Origin of the sequence: Geminicoccus roseus DSM 18922 (assembly GCF_000427665.1) — a bacterium.
GTDB lineage: Bacteria > Pseudomonadota > Alphaproteobacteria > Geminicoccales > Geminicoccaceae > Geminicoccus > Geminicoccus roseus.
The window spans coordinates 3,774,552-3,789,629 of sequence record NZ_KE386572.1; the positions used below are offsets into that span (position 1 = coordinate 3,774,552).

A 15,078-nucleotide genomic window follows, 5' to 3' on the forward strand; every position below is an offset into this window, starting at 1 on the left:
CTCACTCGCGGTTCTGCTCGGCCATCTCGGCCGTGGTGCTCGGCAGGTTGAGCGTGCAGGCGGAAAGAACCCCACTGGCCAGGACCGCGACAAGCAGGGTGCGAAGAAGCGCGCGCATCAGGATCTGATCCCTTCGGGCATCCGGCATCGGGCCGTGGCTTCGACCTGCCCCAACGCCATGCGGCCGGTCAAGCCGGCCACATGGGTTGTTCGAGCAGGCGTGTCAGGCCACCGCGGCGAACGGCGGCCGGATGGGGCTGCGGGCGTCGCCCGCCGACCACCAGGTCGCCACCGGGCCCAGCCACAGGCCGGCCAGGATCGGCGCCAGCCAGGGCAGGGCCGGCGGGGAGAACCACAAGGCCAGGCCCAGCAGGACGGCACCCACCCCGATCGGCAGCATGTGGGTCTCCAGCACCTCGCCCCAGCTCAGCCGCCGGGCGCCGCGCGCCTGGGCGCCCCAGGCATCCACCTGGCCGCGCAGGGTCTGGATCAGGAAGCGGGTGTGCCAAACCATGAACAGGGGCGCGATCAGCGAGGAGAAGATCTGCTCGCCCACCACGTCGCGCCAGAAGCGGAAGCTCGACCGCTCGCGGCCCTCGGCCAGGGCATGCACGATGCCCAGGACCTTCTGGGCGAACAGCAGCACCAGGGTCATCATCAGGATCGACGGCAGCACCGTGCCGGCGGTCCCGCCGCCCGGGCTGACGATCAGGCTGGTGACCACCAGGGCGAACCACACGGCCGAGACCATGTAGGCCCAGGCACCCATGAAGAAATGCAGGCGGCTGAGCGGGTGCAGGCCCTTCATGCCCAAGAGGCGCAGATGCTGCAGATTGCCCTGCATCCAGCGACGGTCGCGCTTGACCTCGTCCACCACGGTGGGCGGACTGTCCTCCACGGCGCCGTCCAGCTCATAGGCCAGCCAGACCCGCCAGCCGCTGCGCCGGACCAGGGCGGCCTCGACGAAGTCGTGGCTCATGATCGGCCCGCCCAGCGGCGCCTTGCCCGGCAGTTCCGGCAGGCCGCAATTCTCGGTGAAGGCGCGCACCCGGATGATGGCGTGGTGGCCGTAATAATTGGCCTCGCTGCCGGCGAAGATCGACAGGCCGGCCGAGGCGATCGGGCCGTACAGCCGGGTCGCCAGCGCCCGGTAGCGGGTGAAGCGGGTGTCGCCCTCGGTCAGGCCCGGCGAGACCTGGATGATCCCGGCATCAGGGTTGGCGTCCATCAGCCGCGAGAGCGAGGCCAGGGTGCGGCCGCTCATCAGGCTGTCTGCGTCCAGGATCAGCATGTAGTCGTAGCGGCCGCCATGGCTGCGGCAGAACTCGGCGATGTTGCCGGCCTTCTTGCCGTAGTTGTCGGTGCGGACCCGCCACATGATGCGGAACTGCGGCCACGAGTGGACCAGGCGCTGCCACTCGCGCCGCTCCTTCTCGATCACCGCGTCGATGTTGCTGTCAGAAAGGATGTGGAACGCGAAGCGGCCGTCCATCTTCAGGGCGGCCAGGTCGCGGATCAGGCTTTCCAGCTTGGCCAGGCTCTCGCTCGGATCCTCGTTGCGCAGCGGCATCAGCACCGCGGTGCGGCCGCGCGGGGGCAGGAGCGAGGCGGTGCTGGTCGGCCGGTTCATGCCGGCAGGCGGCACGCCGCGCTTGAGCGCCAGGAACCCGGCCACGGTCAGCGCGAAGCCGAAGGCCAGCCAGCCGAAGCACAAGGTGAACAGGGTCAGCAGCACGATCTCGCCGACCGACAACCCGTCGGCCGCGAGGCCGCCGCCGAACCACCAGACCGCACTGCCGGTCAGGGCCAGCCAGATGCCGATCACCAGGATCCGCCAGCCGAACGAATGGGGGTGCGACGGGAGCGCGATGCGTCGGGGAAGCGGCTCTGTGAACCCCTTGACCGGCATGTCGGTTGGTGCGGGATCCAGGGCCAAAGCCAAGCTCTCTCGATCAATGACACGGTCCATGGTCGAATCCAGCCTCGCTACGTGCGTCGACGGCGTAAGGGGGGACGGGCAGACGCCGCGAAGAAACGTGCGGCCATCCCAGAGCATCGCGCAGCAGATCAATCCGACGCTTCTGGCGGATAAGCTGCGTTACCTGACCAACACACGATACCCCAAAACGTTCCGCAGCCGCCCCTTTAGATTTGTTCACAAAGGACATCCGTGCGATCGGCATTCCTGCCCATGCGTGGACGCGCTTTGCAGCGGTATCGGCCGGATCAGGGCCTCTGCCGGCGCCAGGGGCTGGGGGCGGTCGGGCCTGCCTGGCGCTTCCTGCATGTAAGCTTCTCCATCGTGCCGCGCCACGCTCCGCGCGTGCGCTGCGCCATGCGTTTTGGCATGGGAGCCATGTCGAAAATCGATGGCGGCTCGATGCGGCCCCTATGGCCCATCTTCGTCGTGGTGAGGCGGCACTCCCCGGCTCTTCGCCGGCCCCGGCGGGATCGACGATCGCCGGATGGAACCCATCGCCGTTGAACGATACAAGTCGGCCGTTCGGCACGCATGGCGATCAGGGACTTCTCGGGCACCCGCATGAATCATGGACGCAAGATCTCGGTGGTCGGCCTGGGCTATGTGGGCCTGCCGGTCGCCGCCGCCTTTGGCACCAGCGGCAGCGGCGAGGTCGTGGCTTTCGACATCGACCAGCGCCGCATCGACGAATTGCGGCAGCGCCATGACCGCACCGGCGAGGTGGAGCCGGACAAGCTTGCCCGGGCACGCATCCGTTTCACCGCCGAACCCGCCGACCTTCGCCGGGCCGACTTCCACATCGTGACGGTGCCGACCCCGATCACCCGCACCAAGCAGCCCGATTTGGGGCCGGTGGTCGCCGCGTCGCGCACGGTCGGCCGGCAGCTCAAGCGGGGCGACATCGTCGTCTACGAATCGACCGTCTATCCCGGGGTCACCGAGGAGATCTGCGCCCCGATCCTGGAGCAGGAATCCGGCCTGGTCTTCGGCTCCGACTTCACCCTCGGCTACAGCCCGGAGCGGATCAACCCGGGCGACAAGGCGCACCGGCTGGAGACAATCGTGAAGGTGGTGGCGGGCAGCGATCCGGCCACCCGGGACATCCTGGCCGAGGTCTACGGGTCGGTGGTCACGGCGGGGATCCACGTGGCGCCGTCGATCGTCACCGCCGAGGCCGCCAAGGTGATCGAGAACACCCAGCGCGACCTCAACATCGCCCTGATGAACGAGCTGGCGATCATCTTCGGCCGGCTGGGCATCGACACCAGCGACGTGCTCGCCGCCGCCAACACCAAGTGGAACTTCCTGCGCTTCCAGCCGGGCCTGGTCGGCGGGCACTGCATCGGCGTCGACCCCTACTACCTGACCAGCCGCGCCGAGCAGACCGGCTACATTCCCCACGTCATCCTGGCCGGGCGGCGGATCAATGACGGGCTTGGCCAGCACATCGCCGACGAGGCGATCAAGCGGCTGGTCCGCCACCACCGCGCCAACGACGCCACCGTCACCGTGCTGGGCTTCACCTTCAAGGAGGACGTTCCCGACGTCCGCAACACCAGGGTGATCGACATCGTCGAGCGGCTGCGCGAGTTCGGGATCCGCGTCCAGGTGCACGACCCGGTCGCCGACGCCGAGGAAGCCCGCCGCGAGTACGGCATCGAGCTGCTTCCGGCCGACCAGCTTCAGCCGGCCGATGCCCTGGTGCTCGCCGTCCGCCACCGGCCGTTCGCCGAGGGCGGCTGGTCGTTGGTGGCGCCGCTGCTGAAGGAACGGCGTGGCCCGGTGATGGACGTCAAGGGAATGCTGGACCGCGACGAGGCCCCCGATGGCGTGGATCTCTGGCGGCTGTGACCCGCGGCGGCCCCTGGCCGTCCTCCGCCTGCCGGCCGTGGCCCTGGCCCTGGCGCTGCTGGCCGCCCCGCCGGTGCTGGCCGACCAGCGCGACCCGGCCCTGGCGCCCTTGTTCGAGCGGCTGAAGCGGGCCGACGCGGTGGAGGGGCCCGGGATCGAGGACCAGATCTGGGCGATCTGGTTCCGTTATCCCGACCGGGTCGTCGCCAGCCTGCTCGACGAGGGCACCGTCCTGATGAGCCGGCGACGCTGGGCCGAGGCGCTGGACCGGTTCGACCAGATCGTCGCCCGCGCCCCGGACTTCGCCGAGGGCTGGAACAAGCGCGCCACCGTGCGCTTCCTGCTGGACGATCTGGAGGGCTCGGTGGCGGACATCCAGCGCACCTTGCTGCTGGAGCCGCGCCATTTCGGGGCGCTGGCCGGGCTCGGCCAGGTCTATCTGCGCCTGGAGCGGCCGGCAGCGGCGCTGCGGGCCTTTCAGGCGGCGCTGGACCTCAATCCGGCCATGGCCGGCGTGCGACGGCAGGTGGAAGAACTGCGCGCGTGGCTGGACGGCAGCGACATCTGACGTTCCTTCCTGTGGTTTCCGCGGCTACCCTTACCGGCGTGGACGTGCGCTAAAGGAACATCGACGGGTGACGGCTTCGATCCGCGCCGAACGGGAGGACGACGCTGCCCTGGTGACCGCGGCCGGAAGCTGGCTGGTCGACCAGGCCGCCATGCTGTCGACGAGGCTCGGCCGGCTGCCGCTCCGCCTGGCCGGTGCCGGCACCGTGACGCTGGACCTGCGGGCGATCGAGCGCTTGGACACCACCGGCGCCTGGCTTCTCGCCCGCACCGAGCGCAGCCTGGAGCAGGCGGGCTTCCGGGTGACCACCCGGCCGCCGGAAGGGGCGGGCGACGCCGAACTCCTGCGGCATGTCCGCGACCTGAACCTGACCGAGACCCAGCTTGCCCGTCCGGCGGGCGCGCTGGTGACCCTGCTGGCGCGCACCGGCGCCTGGGTCACCGATGCCCTGCACCAGGCCGTGGGGGTCCTGGGCTTTTTCGGTGCGATCGTGCTGCGCACCCTGTCCGCCCTGGTGCGTCCGCGCGAGATCCGCTGGACCGCTCTGGTCCACCACCTGGAGCAGACCGGGCTGGGTGCGATCGGCATCACCGCGCTGCTCTCCTTCCTGATCGGGCTGGTGATGGCCTGGCAGGGTGCCGCGCAGCTGGTGCGGTTCGGCGCCGACATCTTCACCGTCGACCTCCTGTCGATCTCCGTGCTGCGCGAGCTCGGCGTGCTGCTCACCGCGATCATCGTGGCCGGCCGCACCGCCAGCGCCTTCACCGCCCAGATCGGCTCGATGGTGCTGAACGAGGAGATCGACGCGATGCGGGTGATCGGGCTGGACCCGGTCGACACGCTGGTGCTGCCCCGGTTCTTCGCGCTCCTGCTGGCGCTGCCGATCCTCACCTTCATCGCCGATGCCGCCGCGCTGGCCGGCGGTGCCGTGGTGGTGCTGTTCGACCTGGACATTCCCTGGACCCAGATGATCTCGCGGTTTGGCGAGGTCGCCACCTTCACCCATTTCGCGGTGGGCATGGTCAAGGCGCCGGTGTTCGCCTTCGCGATCGCCCTGATCGGCTGCTGGAACGGCCTACGCGTCGAGCGCAACTCGGAAAGCGTCGGCAGGATGACCACCCAGTCGGTGGTGGCGTCGATCTTCCTGGTAATCGTGGTCGACGCGATGTTCTCGATCCTGTTCGTCCGGCTGGGCGTCTGAGATGGAAGGCAGTCCGCCGCCGATCGACGTCCAGGGCCTGGTCACCCGGTTCGGCGACACGACCATCCATGACGGGCTGGACCTGGCCGTGCGCCGGGGCGAGGTGCTGGGGCTGGTCGGCGGCTCCGGCACCGGCAAGTCGGTGCTGATGCGCACCATCCTGGGCCTGATCCGGCCCGCGGGCGGCACCGTGCGCCTGCTCGGCGCCGATCTGGCCGCCCTGCCGCGCGACCGGCTGGTCGACCTGCGCGGCCGCACCGGCGTCCTGTTCCAGGATGCCGCGCTGTTCAGCACGCTCACCGTCGCCGAGAACGCCCAGGTGCCGATGCGAGAGCGCTTCCGCCTGCCCAGGCGGCTGATGGACGAGCTGGCCTGCCTGAAGATCGCCCTGGTGGGCCTGCCGCGCGACGCCCGAGACAAGTATCCGTCGGAACTGTCGGGCGGGATGCGCAAGCGCGCCGGCCTCGCCCGCGCCATCGCGATCGACCCGGAGATCCTGTTCCTCGACGAGCCCACCGCCGGGCTGGACCCGATCGCCGCCGCGGCGTTCGACGATCTGATCCTGCAATTGTCCAAGACGCTGGGGCTGACCGTGGTGATGATCACCCATGACCTGGACTCGCTGATGCGGATCACCGACCGGGTTGCCGCCCTGATCGACGGCAAGGCGGTGGTCGCACCGATTGATGAACTGCGCAGGCTCGACGACCCCTGGTTGCGCCAGTACTTTGGTGGACCTCGAGGTCGCGCCGCGCTTGCTGCCGGCATGGCCGCCGTCTGAACGGGAGATTCATGGAGACGCGGGCGCATCATGTCGTGGTGGGGGCGTTCGTCCTGTTGGGACTGGTCGCCATCGCCGCGTTCGCCGTCTGGCTCGGCCGGGCCTCGCTCGACCGCAAGGTCGACCGGTACGAGATCGTCTTCAGCGGGGCGGTGACCGGCCTGCAGGCCGGCAGCGGCGTCCGCTATCGCGGCATTCCGGTGGGCCGCGTGGCCGACCTGCGCATTGATCCGCAGGACGTCAGCCGCATCCTCACCCTGGTGGAGCTCGACGCCGGCACCCCGGTCAAGACCGATACGGTCGCCTCGGTGGAAGCCCAGGGCATCACCGGCCTGTCGCTGATCCAGCTGGAGGGCGGCACCCAGAGCGCGCCGCCGCTGACCTCCGATGATCCCGACCACCCGCCGCGCATTCCCTCCCGCCCGGGCGCCTTCCAGCAGCTGGTCCAGACCACGCCGGAGCTGCTGGCGAGGGGGGTGGTGCTGGTCGAGCGGGCCTCGGCGCTGCTGAACCCGGATACCGTGGCTGCGGTCGGCCAGACGGTGGAGAACCTCGCCAAGCTGACCGACGCGCTGGCGACCCGCAGCGACGGCATTGAGCAGACCCTGGCGGACGTCCAGGTGATGGCGTCGGACCTCCGGGTGGCCGGGAGCGCCATCGCCGACCTGTCGGTCGACGCCAAGAGCGTGCTGCAGACCGCCGACGGTGCGTTCGCGACCCTGGGCAACGAGGGCAAGATCACGCTGGAGGCCCTGGCCAAGGCCAGCGTGGCCCTGGAGCGGGTCAGCACCCGGCTGGACACCTTCCTGGACGACACCACCGTGCCGATCGCGGATTTCTCGCGCACCGGCCTCTACGAACTGACCCAGCTCGTGGTCGAGTTCCGTGACCTCACCGCGACCCTCTCCAGGGTCGTCAACCGGTTCGATCGTGATCCGGCCGGCTACGTGTTCGGCGGGACAAGGCGGGGAATTCCAACCGAATGAACGACCCGCTCCGCCTTGGCCGCCTTGGTCGTCGCAGCCTGTTCGGGGCTTTGGGCAGTGCCGGCCTTGCCGGCTGCACCGGGCTGGACATCCTGAACGCGCCGCCGCCGCGGATCTTCGAGCTTACCCCCAAGAGCTCGTTCCCGCCGGACCTGCCGACGACCCGCGTGTCGATCGTGGTGGACATCCCCACCGCGTCCAGCGGCCTGAACACGTCCCGGATCGCGGTCAGGCCCCTGCCGACCTCGATCGACTATTATGCCGACGTGATCTGGGTCGACGTCGTGCCGGTGATGGTGCGCACGCTGATGGTCGAGACGCTGGAGAACAGCGGCAAGATCGACGTGTACAGCCGCAGCGACCTGGCCTCCCGGGCCGACTTCGCCCTGATCTGCCACATCCGCGAGTTCCAGGCGGAGATCCAGCAGCAGTCCGAGACGCCCCTGGCCCATATCCGCCTGCAGTTCCGGCTCCTGCGCATGCCGCAGCGCGTGTCGATCGGCTCCAGCTACGCCGACTTCCGGGTTCCCGCCGCCAGCAACGCCATCGAGGACGTCGTCGCGGCCCATGACGATGCCTTGGGCGCCTGCCTGAAGCAGATGGCGGTCTGGGTCATCGAAACCGCGGCGGCCAACCGGCCGCCCAAGCAGGCCTGAGCCTTTCACCGAACCGAACGAGACCGATCTTGCTGCCTGTCCTGCTGCATCTCCACGTTCCGCGCGCCTCCGGCTCCAGCCTGCACGCCTGGTTCCGCCAGGGCCTGGGCCAGGGCGGCGTCGCCCGGGCCAATGCCACCGAGGCGGTCCGCAAGATCGTGGCGGAACGCCAGGAGCCGCGGCGTCCGGCCGTGATCAGCGGCCACTTTGCCTATGGGGTGCACCAGAACCTGGAGGGGCATCCCTACCGCTACGCGCTCCTCCTGCGCGATCCCGTGCGCCGGGTCCTGTCCCTGTTCCGCTACATCCGCGGACTGCCGGCCCACGACCTGCACGAGGTGCTGAACGGTCCGGACATGACCATCGCCCGGTTCTACGCGGAGCGCCTGCCCGGCAGCGGGCCGCGCAACGCCATGGTGGCGCAGCTGGCAGGCGTGCTCGGTTCCGGCGTCACGCTGGCGCCGGAGCATCTGGAGCAGGCCTGCGCCAACCTGTTCGCCCAGGACATGATGTACGGCCTGGCCGAGGACCCGGCGCCGTTCCTGGCGCGGGCCGCCGGCCTTTTGGGCATCGAGCAGCCCCCGCCGTTTCCCGAGGTGAACCGGCCGGGTGCGCGCGAGAGCTGGGGCGGCAGCGAGGCCGACCTTGCGGCCATTGCCCAGGCCAACCAGCTGGACATCGCCTTCTATGAGCGGGCGCGCGCCCGGCTTAAAGCCGCCGCGGCCTAGATCATCGAGGGCAGGACCCGGTCGGGCGGGCGGTGGCCGTCGACAAAGGTCTTGATGTTGACGATCACCTTCTCGCCCATGTCGACCCGCCCCTCGATGGTGGCTGAGCCCATGTGCGGCAGCAGCACGACGTTGGGCAGGTCGCGCAGCTTGGGATTGATCGCCGGCTCGTGCTCGAACACGTCCAGCCCAGCGCCGGCCAGCTCGCCTGCGCGCAGCATCCGGGTCAGCGCCGCCTCGTCGATCACCTCGCCGCGGCTGGTGTTCACCACGATGGCGTGGCGGCGCAGCAGCTTGAGGCGGCGGGCCGAGAGCAGGTGGTAGGTGGCGGGGGTGTGCGGGCAGTTGGTGGAGATCACGTCCATCCGCGCCAGCATCTGGTCGAGGCTGTCCCAGTAGGTCGCCTCCAGCTCCTGCTCCAGCGAGGGATGCACCCGGTTGCGGTTGTGGTAGTGCACCGCCAGCCCGAAGCCGCGCGCCCGCCTGGCCACCGCCGTGCCGATCCGGCCCATGCCGACAATGCCGATCCGCTTGCCCCAGATCCGGTGGCCCAGCATGCCGGTCGGGCTCCAGCCGGCCCAGTCGCCGGACCGCGCCAGCCGCTCGCCCTCCACCAGCCGCCGCGACACCGCCAGGATCAGCGCCATGGTCATGTCGGCGGTGTCCTCGGTGAGGACGCCCGGGGTGTTGGTGACGGTGATGCCGCGCTCGTGGGCGGCCTCCACGTCGATATGGTCGACGCCGGTGCCGTAGTTGGCGATCAGCTTCAGCTGCGGCCCGGCTTCGGCCAGGACGCTGCTGTCCAGGCGGTCGGTCACCGTCGGCACCAGGACCTCGGCGACCCTGACCGCCTCGATCAGCTCCGCCTTGGTCATCGGGCGGTCCTCGGTGATCAGCCGCGCATCGAACAGCTCCCTCATGCGCGTCTCGATCACGTCCGGCAGGGTGCGCGTGACGATCACGAGTGGGCGGATGCGGATCATCGATCGGTCCCTTTCGCCGCATGGATCGCGGCGCTCAGCTTTGCGGCGGACCTTGGCAGAAACCGGCGCGCGCCTCAAACAGGATGGACGCGCCACGGTTTCGCTGTTGCCGCGCTGGCCTTCGGATGGGTATCGAGCCACCGTCCATGGAGTGACGGATGAAGTCCTTGATTCGCGCCTTTGTTCTCATGACCGGCCTGCTGGCCGCTGTTCCGGTGGCTCTCGCCCAGGACGGCGGGCCGCGCAGCACCGGCCAGCCGCTGCCACGCTTCGTCAGCCTGGGTGCCGGAGTCGTGAACATGCGCACCGGTCCCGGCGAGCAGCATCCCGTGCTCTGGGTCTACCGGCGCGACGGGCTGCCGGTGAAGGTGATCGGCGAGTTCTACCAGTGGCGGAAGGTGGTCGATCACGAAGGCGCGGTCGGCTGGATCAAGTCCAACCTTCTGTCGAACCGGCGCAAGCTCATGGTGGTCGGCAGCGGGCTGGTCGACATCAAGCGCAACGCGGCGATCGAGGGGCGGATCGTGGCCCGGGCGGAGCCTGGCGTGATCGGCGACCTGGAGACCTGCGACGCTGCCTGGTGCCTGATCGAACTCGAGGCGGCCGAAGGCTGGATCCCGCGCTCGAGTGTCTGGGGGCTGCTGGAAGGGGAGCAGATCAACTGAGCCGGACGGCCGCGAAACGCAACAAAGCCCCGTGTCGCCACGGGGCTTTGTCTCTTTCTGTCCCGGATCTGCCTGGCCGGCTCGTCAGTCGCGGGTGCGGCTGTTGTGGCCGCGGACGTCGCGAACCCGGATGATCACGTCGATCCGGTCGATGACCTTGCCGACCGGCGGATCCGGCAGCTTCTTGAACTCGATGGCGTCCTCGGGGACGTCGATGATCTCGCCGGTGTTCTTGTCGAAATAGTGCCAGTGCGAGGTCGGGTTGGTGTCGAAATAGGACTGGCCGGACCCGACCACCACCTCGGTCAGGAGGCCGGCGGCGGTGAACTGGTGCAGCGTATTGTAGATCGTCGCCAGCGACACCGGGATCGCGTTGGCGCGGGCTTCCTGGAACAGGTCCTCGGCGCTCACGTGGCGGGGGCCGTTCTCCAGCAGCAGCTTCGCCAGCGCCAGGCGCTGGCGGGTCGGGCGAAGCCCGCAGGCTTTGAGCTGCCGAAGGGCGGTTGCATAAGGACGCTGCATAACAATCCACTACAGGCTGACGGGCCAGGACACCGGGCGGCGCCGACTGCTATACCGGACCAAAGCGGTCCGGATCAATCCACGTGTGCGGCAAGAACCGCGCGAAATCTGCGTTTTTGCCGATTTGCGCGGTCCTGCCTCACTCCCCGGTGAGGATCCGCTGCACCAGCTGCTTCACTGTCGGAATGAAGCCGCCCTTGTAGAACGGGTCCTGACCGAACCGATACGCGTTGTGGCCACTGAACATGAGCTGGTTGTCGATCGGGTCGCCCCGGCCGTGCGCGATCTCCTGCAGGGTCTTCTGGATGCAGAAGCTGCGCGGATCGGGCTGGTAGCCGGTGGTGAACTTGTCGCGGTCCTTCCAGGAGCTGAACCGGCAATGGCTGAGGCAGCCCATGCAGTCGGCCTGGTCGCGGCGGATCTGGCGGGCGCGGTCGGGCGCCACGAAGATCAGGGTGCCGTCGGGGGTGCGCATGGGCTGGGTGAAGCCCTCGAGCATCCAGGCGGTCGCCCGCGCATGGTCGGCCGCGGTCAGGTAGACGCCGTGGTTGGAGCGGCCATAGGGCAGGAACGAGGTCTGGCCGGTATTGTCCGACGCTTCCTCGGCGAACGCCACCTGCCGGTCCGAACGGGCATAAAGCTCCTCCAGGAAGCTGTTGCGCACCGCGGAGCTGTAGAAGCCGGTCGGGCTGAACTGGTGCAGGGCCACGCCGCCGGGCGTCACCTCGAACAGCTGCTCCTTCCAGGCCTGCGGGATCGGGCTTTCCTGGGTGAGGAGAGGGCGGGTGCCGAACTGGAAGGCGATCGGACCGAGCTCCTTGTTGCCGATCCAGTTCATCCATTCCTTGAGATGCCAGACGCCGCCGGCCATCACGATCGGGATCTGCTCCAGGCCCATCTCGCGCATCATCTTGCGCAGCTCCAGGACCCGCGGGAACGGGTTCTCCGGATTGTCCGGGCTCTCGGCGTTGGACAGGCCGTTATGGCCGCCGGCCCGCCACGGATCCTCGTAGACCACCGCGCCCAGCCAGTCGCCGAACTTGTGGTAGGTGCGCTTCCACAAGGCGCGGAAGGCGCGCGCCGAGCTGATGATCGGGTAGTAGTTGACCTCGTGCTTCGCGCAGATCTCGGCCAGCCGGTAGGGCATCCCCGCCCCGCAGGTGACGCCGTGGATCAGGCCCTTGGCGCCTTCCAGCACCCCGGTCAGGACCCGCTCGCAGCCGCCCATCTCCCAGAGCACGTTGAGGTGGATGCGGCCCTCGCCGTTGCGCAGCTCATGCGCGATCCGCGCCTGGCTGATGGCGCCCCTGGTGGAATACTCCACCAGTTCCTCGTGGCGCGCCTGGCGGTCGCGGCCCTTGTAGATGAGCGGGACGTACTCGCCGTTGTCGTCGATGAGGTCGGCATTCACGCCGGAGATCGTGCCGACACCGCCGGCCGCCGCCCAGGCGCCGGCACTGGTGCCGTTGGATGCGGCCACGCCTTTGCCGCCTTCCACCAGCGGCCATACCGACGCTCCGGACAGGAACATCGGCTCGACGATCGAAGCTGCGGTCATCTAACGCCTACCTGGGATCTTTCGGCCTGCTCTTGCCATCCTGCCACAATTCGGGCGCCACGCCTCGAACTATGCGGGTCCGGAGCGCCATGAGCGCTCTCGGCCATGTGAGCAGCAATGATAGTATGGAGATGGAGCGGCCCGGCAACAAGACAAGCCGGTCACCATGCGTGGCCGACCGGATCGGATCACCGGGCCCCGTCCATCAGTCGTCGCGGGAGCGGCGCGGGCGGTCGTCGCCGCCGCGGCGGCGGAAGCCGCCTTCGCGCTCGCCACCACGATCAGGGCGATCACCGCCCGAGCGCTCGCCGCGGTCCGGACGGTATTCGCCGTCATCCTCGCGCCGCGGGCGACGCTCGACCTCGATGCGCTCGCCGGTCTCCTGGTCGACGGCACGCATCGACAGCTTGACCTTGCCGCGATCGTCGATCGCCAGGATCACCACCTTGACCTGGTCGCCCTCCTTGAGGACGTCGGTCACCTTGGCGATCCGCTCGTTCTTGATCTCGGAGATGTGCAGGAGACCGTCATGGTTGCCCATGAAGTTCACGAACGCTCCGAAATCGACGATCCGGACGACCTTGCCGTTGTAGATCGCGCCGATCTCCGGCGTCGCGGTCAGCCCGCGCACCCAGTCGACCGCCTGCTGGCCCTTGACCGCGTCGGAGGAGGCGATCTTGACGGTGCCGTCGTCGCTGATGTCGATCTTGGCGCCGGTGACCTCGCAGATCTCGCGGATCATCTTGCCGCCCGGCCCGATCACCGCGCCGATCTTGTCGGTCGGGATCTGGATCTGCACGACCCTCGGCACGGTGTCGCGCATCTCCTCGCGGACCTGCCCGATCCCCTTGGCCATCTCGCCCAGGATGTGCAGCCGGCCACCCTTCGCCTGCTCCAAGGCGATCTTCATGATCTCCTCGGTGATGCCGGCGATCTTGATGTCCATCTGCAGCGCGGTCACGCCGGCATCGGTGCCCGCGACCTTGAAGTCCATGTCGCCGAGATGGTCCTCGTCGCCCAGGATGTCGGAAAGCACCGCGAAGCGCTCGCCTTCCTTGATCAGGCCCATCGCGATGCCGGCCACCGGCCGCGCCAGCGGCACGCCCGCGTCCATCATCGCCAGCGACGCGCCGCAGACCGACGCCATCGAGGACGAGCCGTTGCTCTCGGTGATCTCCGAGACCACGCGGATCGTGTAGGGGAACTGGTCCTTGGCCGGCAGGACCGGGTGCGTCGCGCGCCAGGCCAGCTTGCCATGGCCGATCTCGCGGCGTCCGGGCGACCCCATGCGGCCGGTCTCGCCCACCGAGTAAGGCGGGAAGTTGTAGTGCAGCATGTAATGGTTGCGCGAATCGCCGGTCAGGTCGTCGACGATCTGCTCGTCCTGGCCGGTGCCGAGCGTGGCGACCACGATCGCCTGGGTCTCGCCGCGGGTGAACAGCGCCGATCCGTGGACGCGCGGCAGGACGCCGACTTCCGCGGAGATCGGGCGGACGGTGACGAGGTCACGCCCGTCGATGCGCTGCTTGGTGTCGAGGATGCTGCCGCGGACGATCTTGGCCTCGAGATCCTTGAACAGGCTCTTGAGCTGCGCCTTCTGGTCGATGTCGGCGTCCGGCCACTGCGCCGCGATCTTGGCGCGGGCGGCGGCGACCTTCTCGTGGCGGGCCTGCTTGCCCTTCTCGGAGTAGGCGGCGCGCAGGTCGGCGGCGACCAGCTTCTCGAGCTCCGAGGACAGGGCGGCGTTGTCCGCCTCGACCAAGTCCCAGGGCTCCTTGGCGCACTGCTCGGCGAACGAGATGATCAGGTCGATGATCGCCTGCATCTCCTGGTGGCCGCGCATCACGGCGCCCAGCATGACCTCCTCGGACAGCTCCTTGGCTTCCGATTCGACCATCATCACCGCGTCGGAGGTGCCGGCGACGACCAGGTCGAGCTCGGAGGTCTTCAGCTGCTCGACGGTCGGGTTCACGATATAGGCGCCGTCGGCATAGCCGATCTTGGCGGCCGCGATCGGGCCCAGGAACGGCACGCCGGAAATGGTGAGCGCCGCGGACGCGCCGATCATCGAGATGATGTCGGTGTCGGTCTCGCCGTCATGCGCCAGCACGGTGCAGACGACCTGGATCTCGTTCTTGAACTCGGCCGGGAACAGCGGGCGGATCGGCCGGTCGATGAGACGACAGAGCAGCGTCTCCTTTTCCGACGGCCGGCCCTCGCGCTTGAAGAAGCCGCCCGGGATCTTGCCCGCGGCGAAGGCCTTCTCCTGGTAATTCACGGTCAGCGGGAAGAAATCCTGACCGGGCTTCTTCTCTTTCGCTGCGACAACCGTGCAGAGCACGACGGTCTCGCCATGGGTGGCCAGCACCGCGCCGTCCGCCTGGCGGGCGATCTTGCCGCTTTCCAGCGAGATCGGCTTGCCGGCCCAGGTCGTCGATTTGCGGGTAAGGTTGAACATATCCCCAATTTCCCTTCGTCGCCCCGAACCGTCACGTTCGGCCGGGGTCTACTCCCGCCATCCGGCATCCATACACGTAGCTGGATGGGGGAGGGCCGGGCCGTCCGCACCTCGCAGAACAGCCCGCCTCCGGCGGCTCC

The 15,078-nt window shown here is 68.8% G+C and carries 13 protein-coding genes; 8 read left to right on the forward strand and 5 right to left on the reverse strand.

Annotated features, from left to right (window positions below):
• Window positions 1-223: 223 nt before the first annotated feature.
• Window positions 224-1,969 carry a glucans biosynthesis glucosyltransferase MdoH gene (gene mdoH, locus GEMRO_RS30520; RefSeq protein WP_169728415.1) on the reverse strand — a complete coding sequence of 582 codons (1,746 nt, stop codon included), beginning with the start codon at window positions 1,967-1,969 and terminating at the stop codon, window positions 224-226.
• A 573-nt stretch (window positions 1,970-2,542) separates the two neighbouring features.
• On the opposite strand from mdoH, the gene GEMRO_RS0118810 reads away from it, so the two are divergent.
• The 7 genes from GEMRO_RS0118810 to GEMRO_RS0118840 all read left to right on the forward strand — a co-directional run bounded on the left by GEMRO_RS0118810 (window position 2,543) and on the right by GEMRO_RS0118840 (window position 8,752).
• A complete protein-coding gene (locus tag GEMRO_RS0118810; protein WP_027135243.1) occupies window positions 2,543-3,832 on the forward strand; it encodes a nucleotide sugar dehydrogenase in 1,290 nt (429 codons plus the stop codon).
• The gene (locus GEMRO_RS0118815) at window positions 3,807-4,400 is read left to right on the forward strand and encodes a tetratricopeptide repeat protein (protein ID WP_084507195.1); all 594 of its coding nucleotides are present in this window, start codon (window positions 3,807-3,809) and stop codon (window positions 4,398-4,400) included. Before GEMRO_RS0118810 ends, GEMRO_RS0118815 begins: the two co-directional genes overlap by 26 nt.
• A 67-nt stretch (window positions 4,401-4,467) precedes the next feature.
• Complete coding sequence (locus GEMRO_RS0118820; protein ID WP_051329230.1) at window positions 4,468-5,601, forward strand: MlaE family ABC transporter permease; 1,134 nt, start codon at window positions 4,468-4,470, stop codon at window positions 5,599-5,601.
• Between the two features lies 1 nt (window position 5,602).
• Window positions 5,603-6,382: an ABC transporter ATP-binding protein gene (locus GEMRO_RS0118825; protein ID WP_027135246.1), complete on the forward strand. Its 780-nt coding sequence runs from the start codon at window positions 5,603-5,605 to the stop codon at window positions 6,380-6,382.
• An 11-nt stretch (window positions 6,383-6,393) separates the two neighbouring features.
• Window positions 6,394-7,368 (forward strand): MlaD family protein, encoded by a 975-nt coding sequence (locus tag GEMRO_RS0118830; RefSeq protein WP_027135247.1) that lies wholly within the window; start codon window positions 6,394-6,396, stop codon window positions 7,366-7,368.
• Window positions 7,365-8,024 carry an ABC-type transport auxiliary lipoprotein family protein gene (locus GEMRO_RS0118835; RefSeq protein WP_027135248.1) on the forward strand — a complete coding sequence of 220 codons (660 nt, stop codon included), beginning with the start codon at window positions 7,365-7,367 and terminating at the stop codon, window positions 8,022-8,024. The genes GEMRO_RS0118830 and GEMRO_RS0118835 overlap by 4 nt, the downstream gene beginning before the upstream one ends.
• Before the next feature lie 29 nt (window positions 8,025-8,053).
• Window positions 8,054-8,752, forward strand: a complete 699-nt coding sequence (locus tag GEMRO_RS0118840; RefSeq protein ID WP_027135249.1) for a hypothetical protein — start codon at window positions 8,054-8,056, stop codon at window positions 8,750-8,752.
• On the opposite strand, the gene GEMRO_RS0118845 is transcribed toward GEMRO_RS0118840, so the two are convergent.
• A complete protein-coding gene (locus GEMRO_RS0118845) occupies window positions 8,749-9,735 on the reverse strand; it encodes a 2-hydroxyacid dehydrogenase (RefSeq protein WP_027135250.1) in 987 nt (328 codons plus the stop codon). The two genes, GEMRO_RS0118840 and GEMRO_RS0118845, sit on opposite strands and share 4 nt — an antisense overlap.
• 158 nt (window positions 9,736-9,893) lie before the next feature.
• Here GEMRO_RS0118845 and GEMRO_RS0118850 point away from each other — a divergent pair, with 158 nt between their 5' ends.
• A complete protein-coding gene (locus GEMRO_RS0118850) occupies window positions 9,894-10,400 on the forward strand; it encodes an SH3 domain-containing protein (protein WP_035485600.1) in 507 nt (168 codons plus the stop codon).
• An 84-nt stretch (window positions 10,401-10,484) separates the two neighbouring features.
• Here GEMRO_RS0118850 and irrA read toward each other — a convergent pair whose 3' ends face one another.
• The 3 genes from irrA to pnp form a co-directional block, all read right to left on the reverse strand.
• Window positions 10,485-10,922: an iron response transcriptional regulator IrrA gene (irrA, locus tag GEMRO_RS0118855; RefSeq protein ID WP_035485603.1), complete on the reverse strand. Its 438-nt coding sequence runs from the start codon at window positions 10,920-10,922 to the stop codon at window positions 10,485-10,487.
• Window positions 10,923-11,061: 139 nt separating this feature from the next.
• A complete protein-coding gene (locus GEMRO_RS0118860) occupies window positions 11,062-12,480 on the reverse strand; it encodes an NAD(P)H-dependent flavin oxidoreductase (RefSeq protein WP_027135253.1) in 1,419 nt (472 codons plus the stop codon).
• A 205-nt stretch (window positions 12,481-12,685) separates the two neighbouring features.
• Entirely contained in the window at window positions 12,686-14,938 is a 2,253-nt protein-coding gene (pnp, locus tag GEMRO_RS30525) for a polyribonucleotide nucleotidyltransferase (protein WP_084507196.1), read from the reverse strand.
• Window positions 14,939-15,078: the final 140 nt, after the last annotated feature.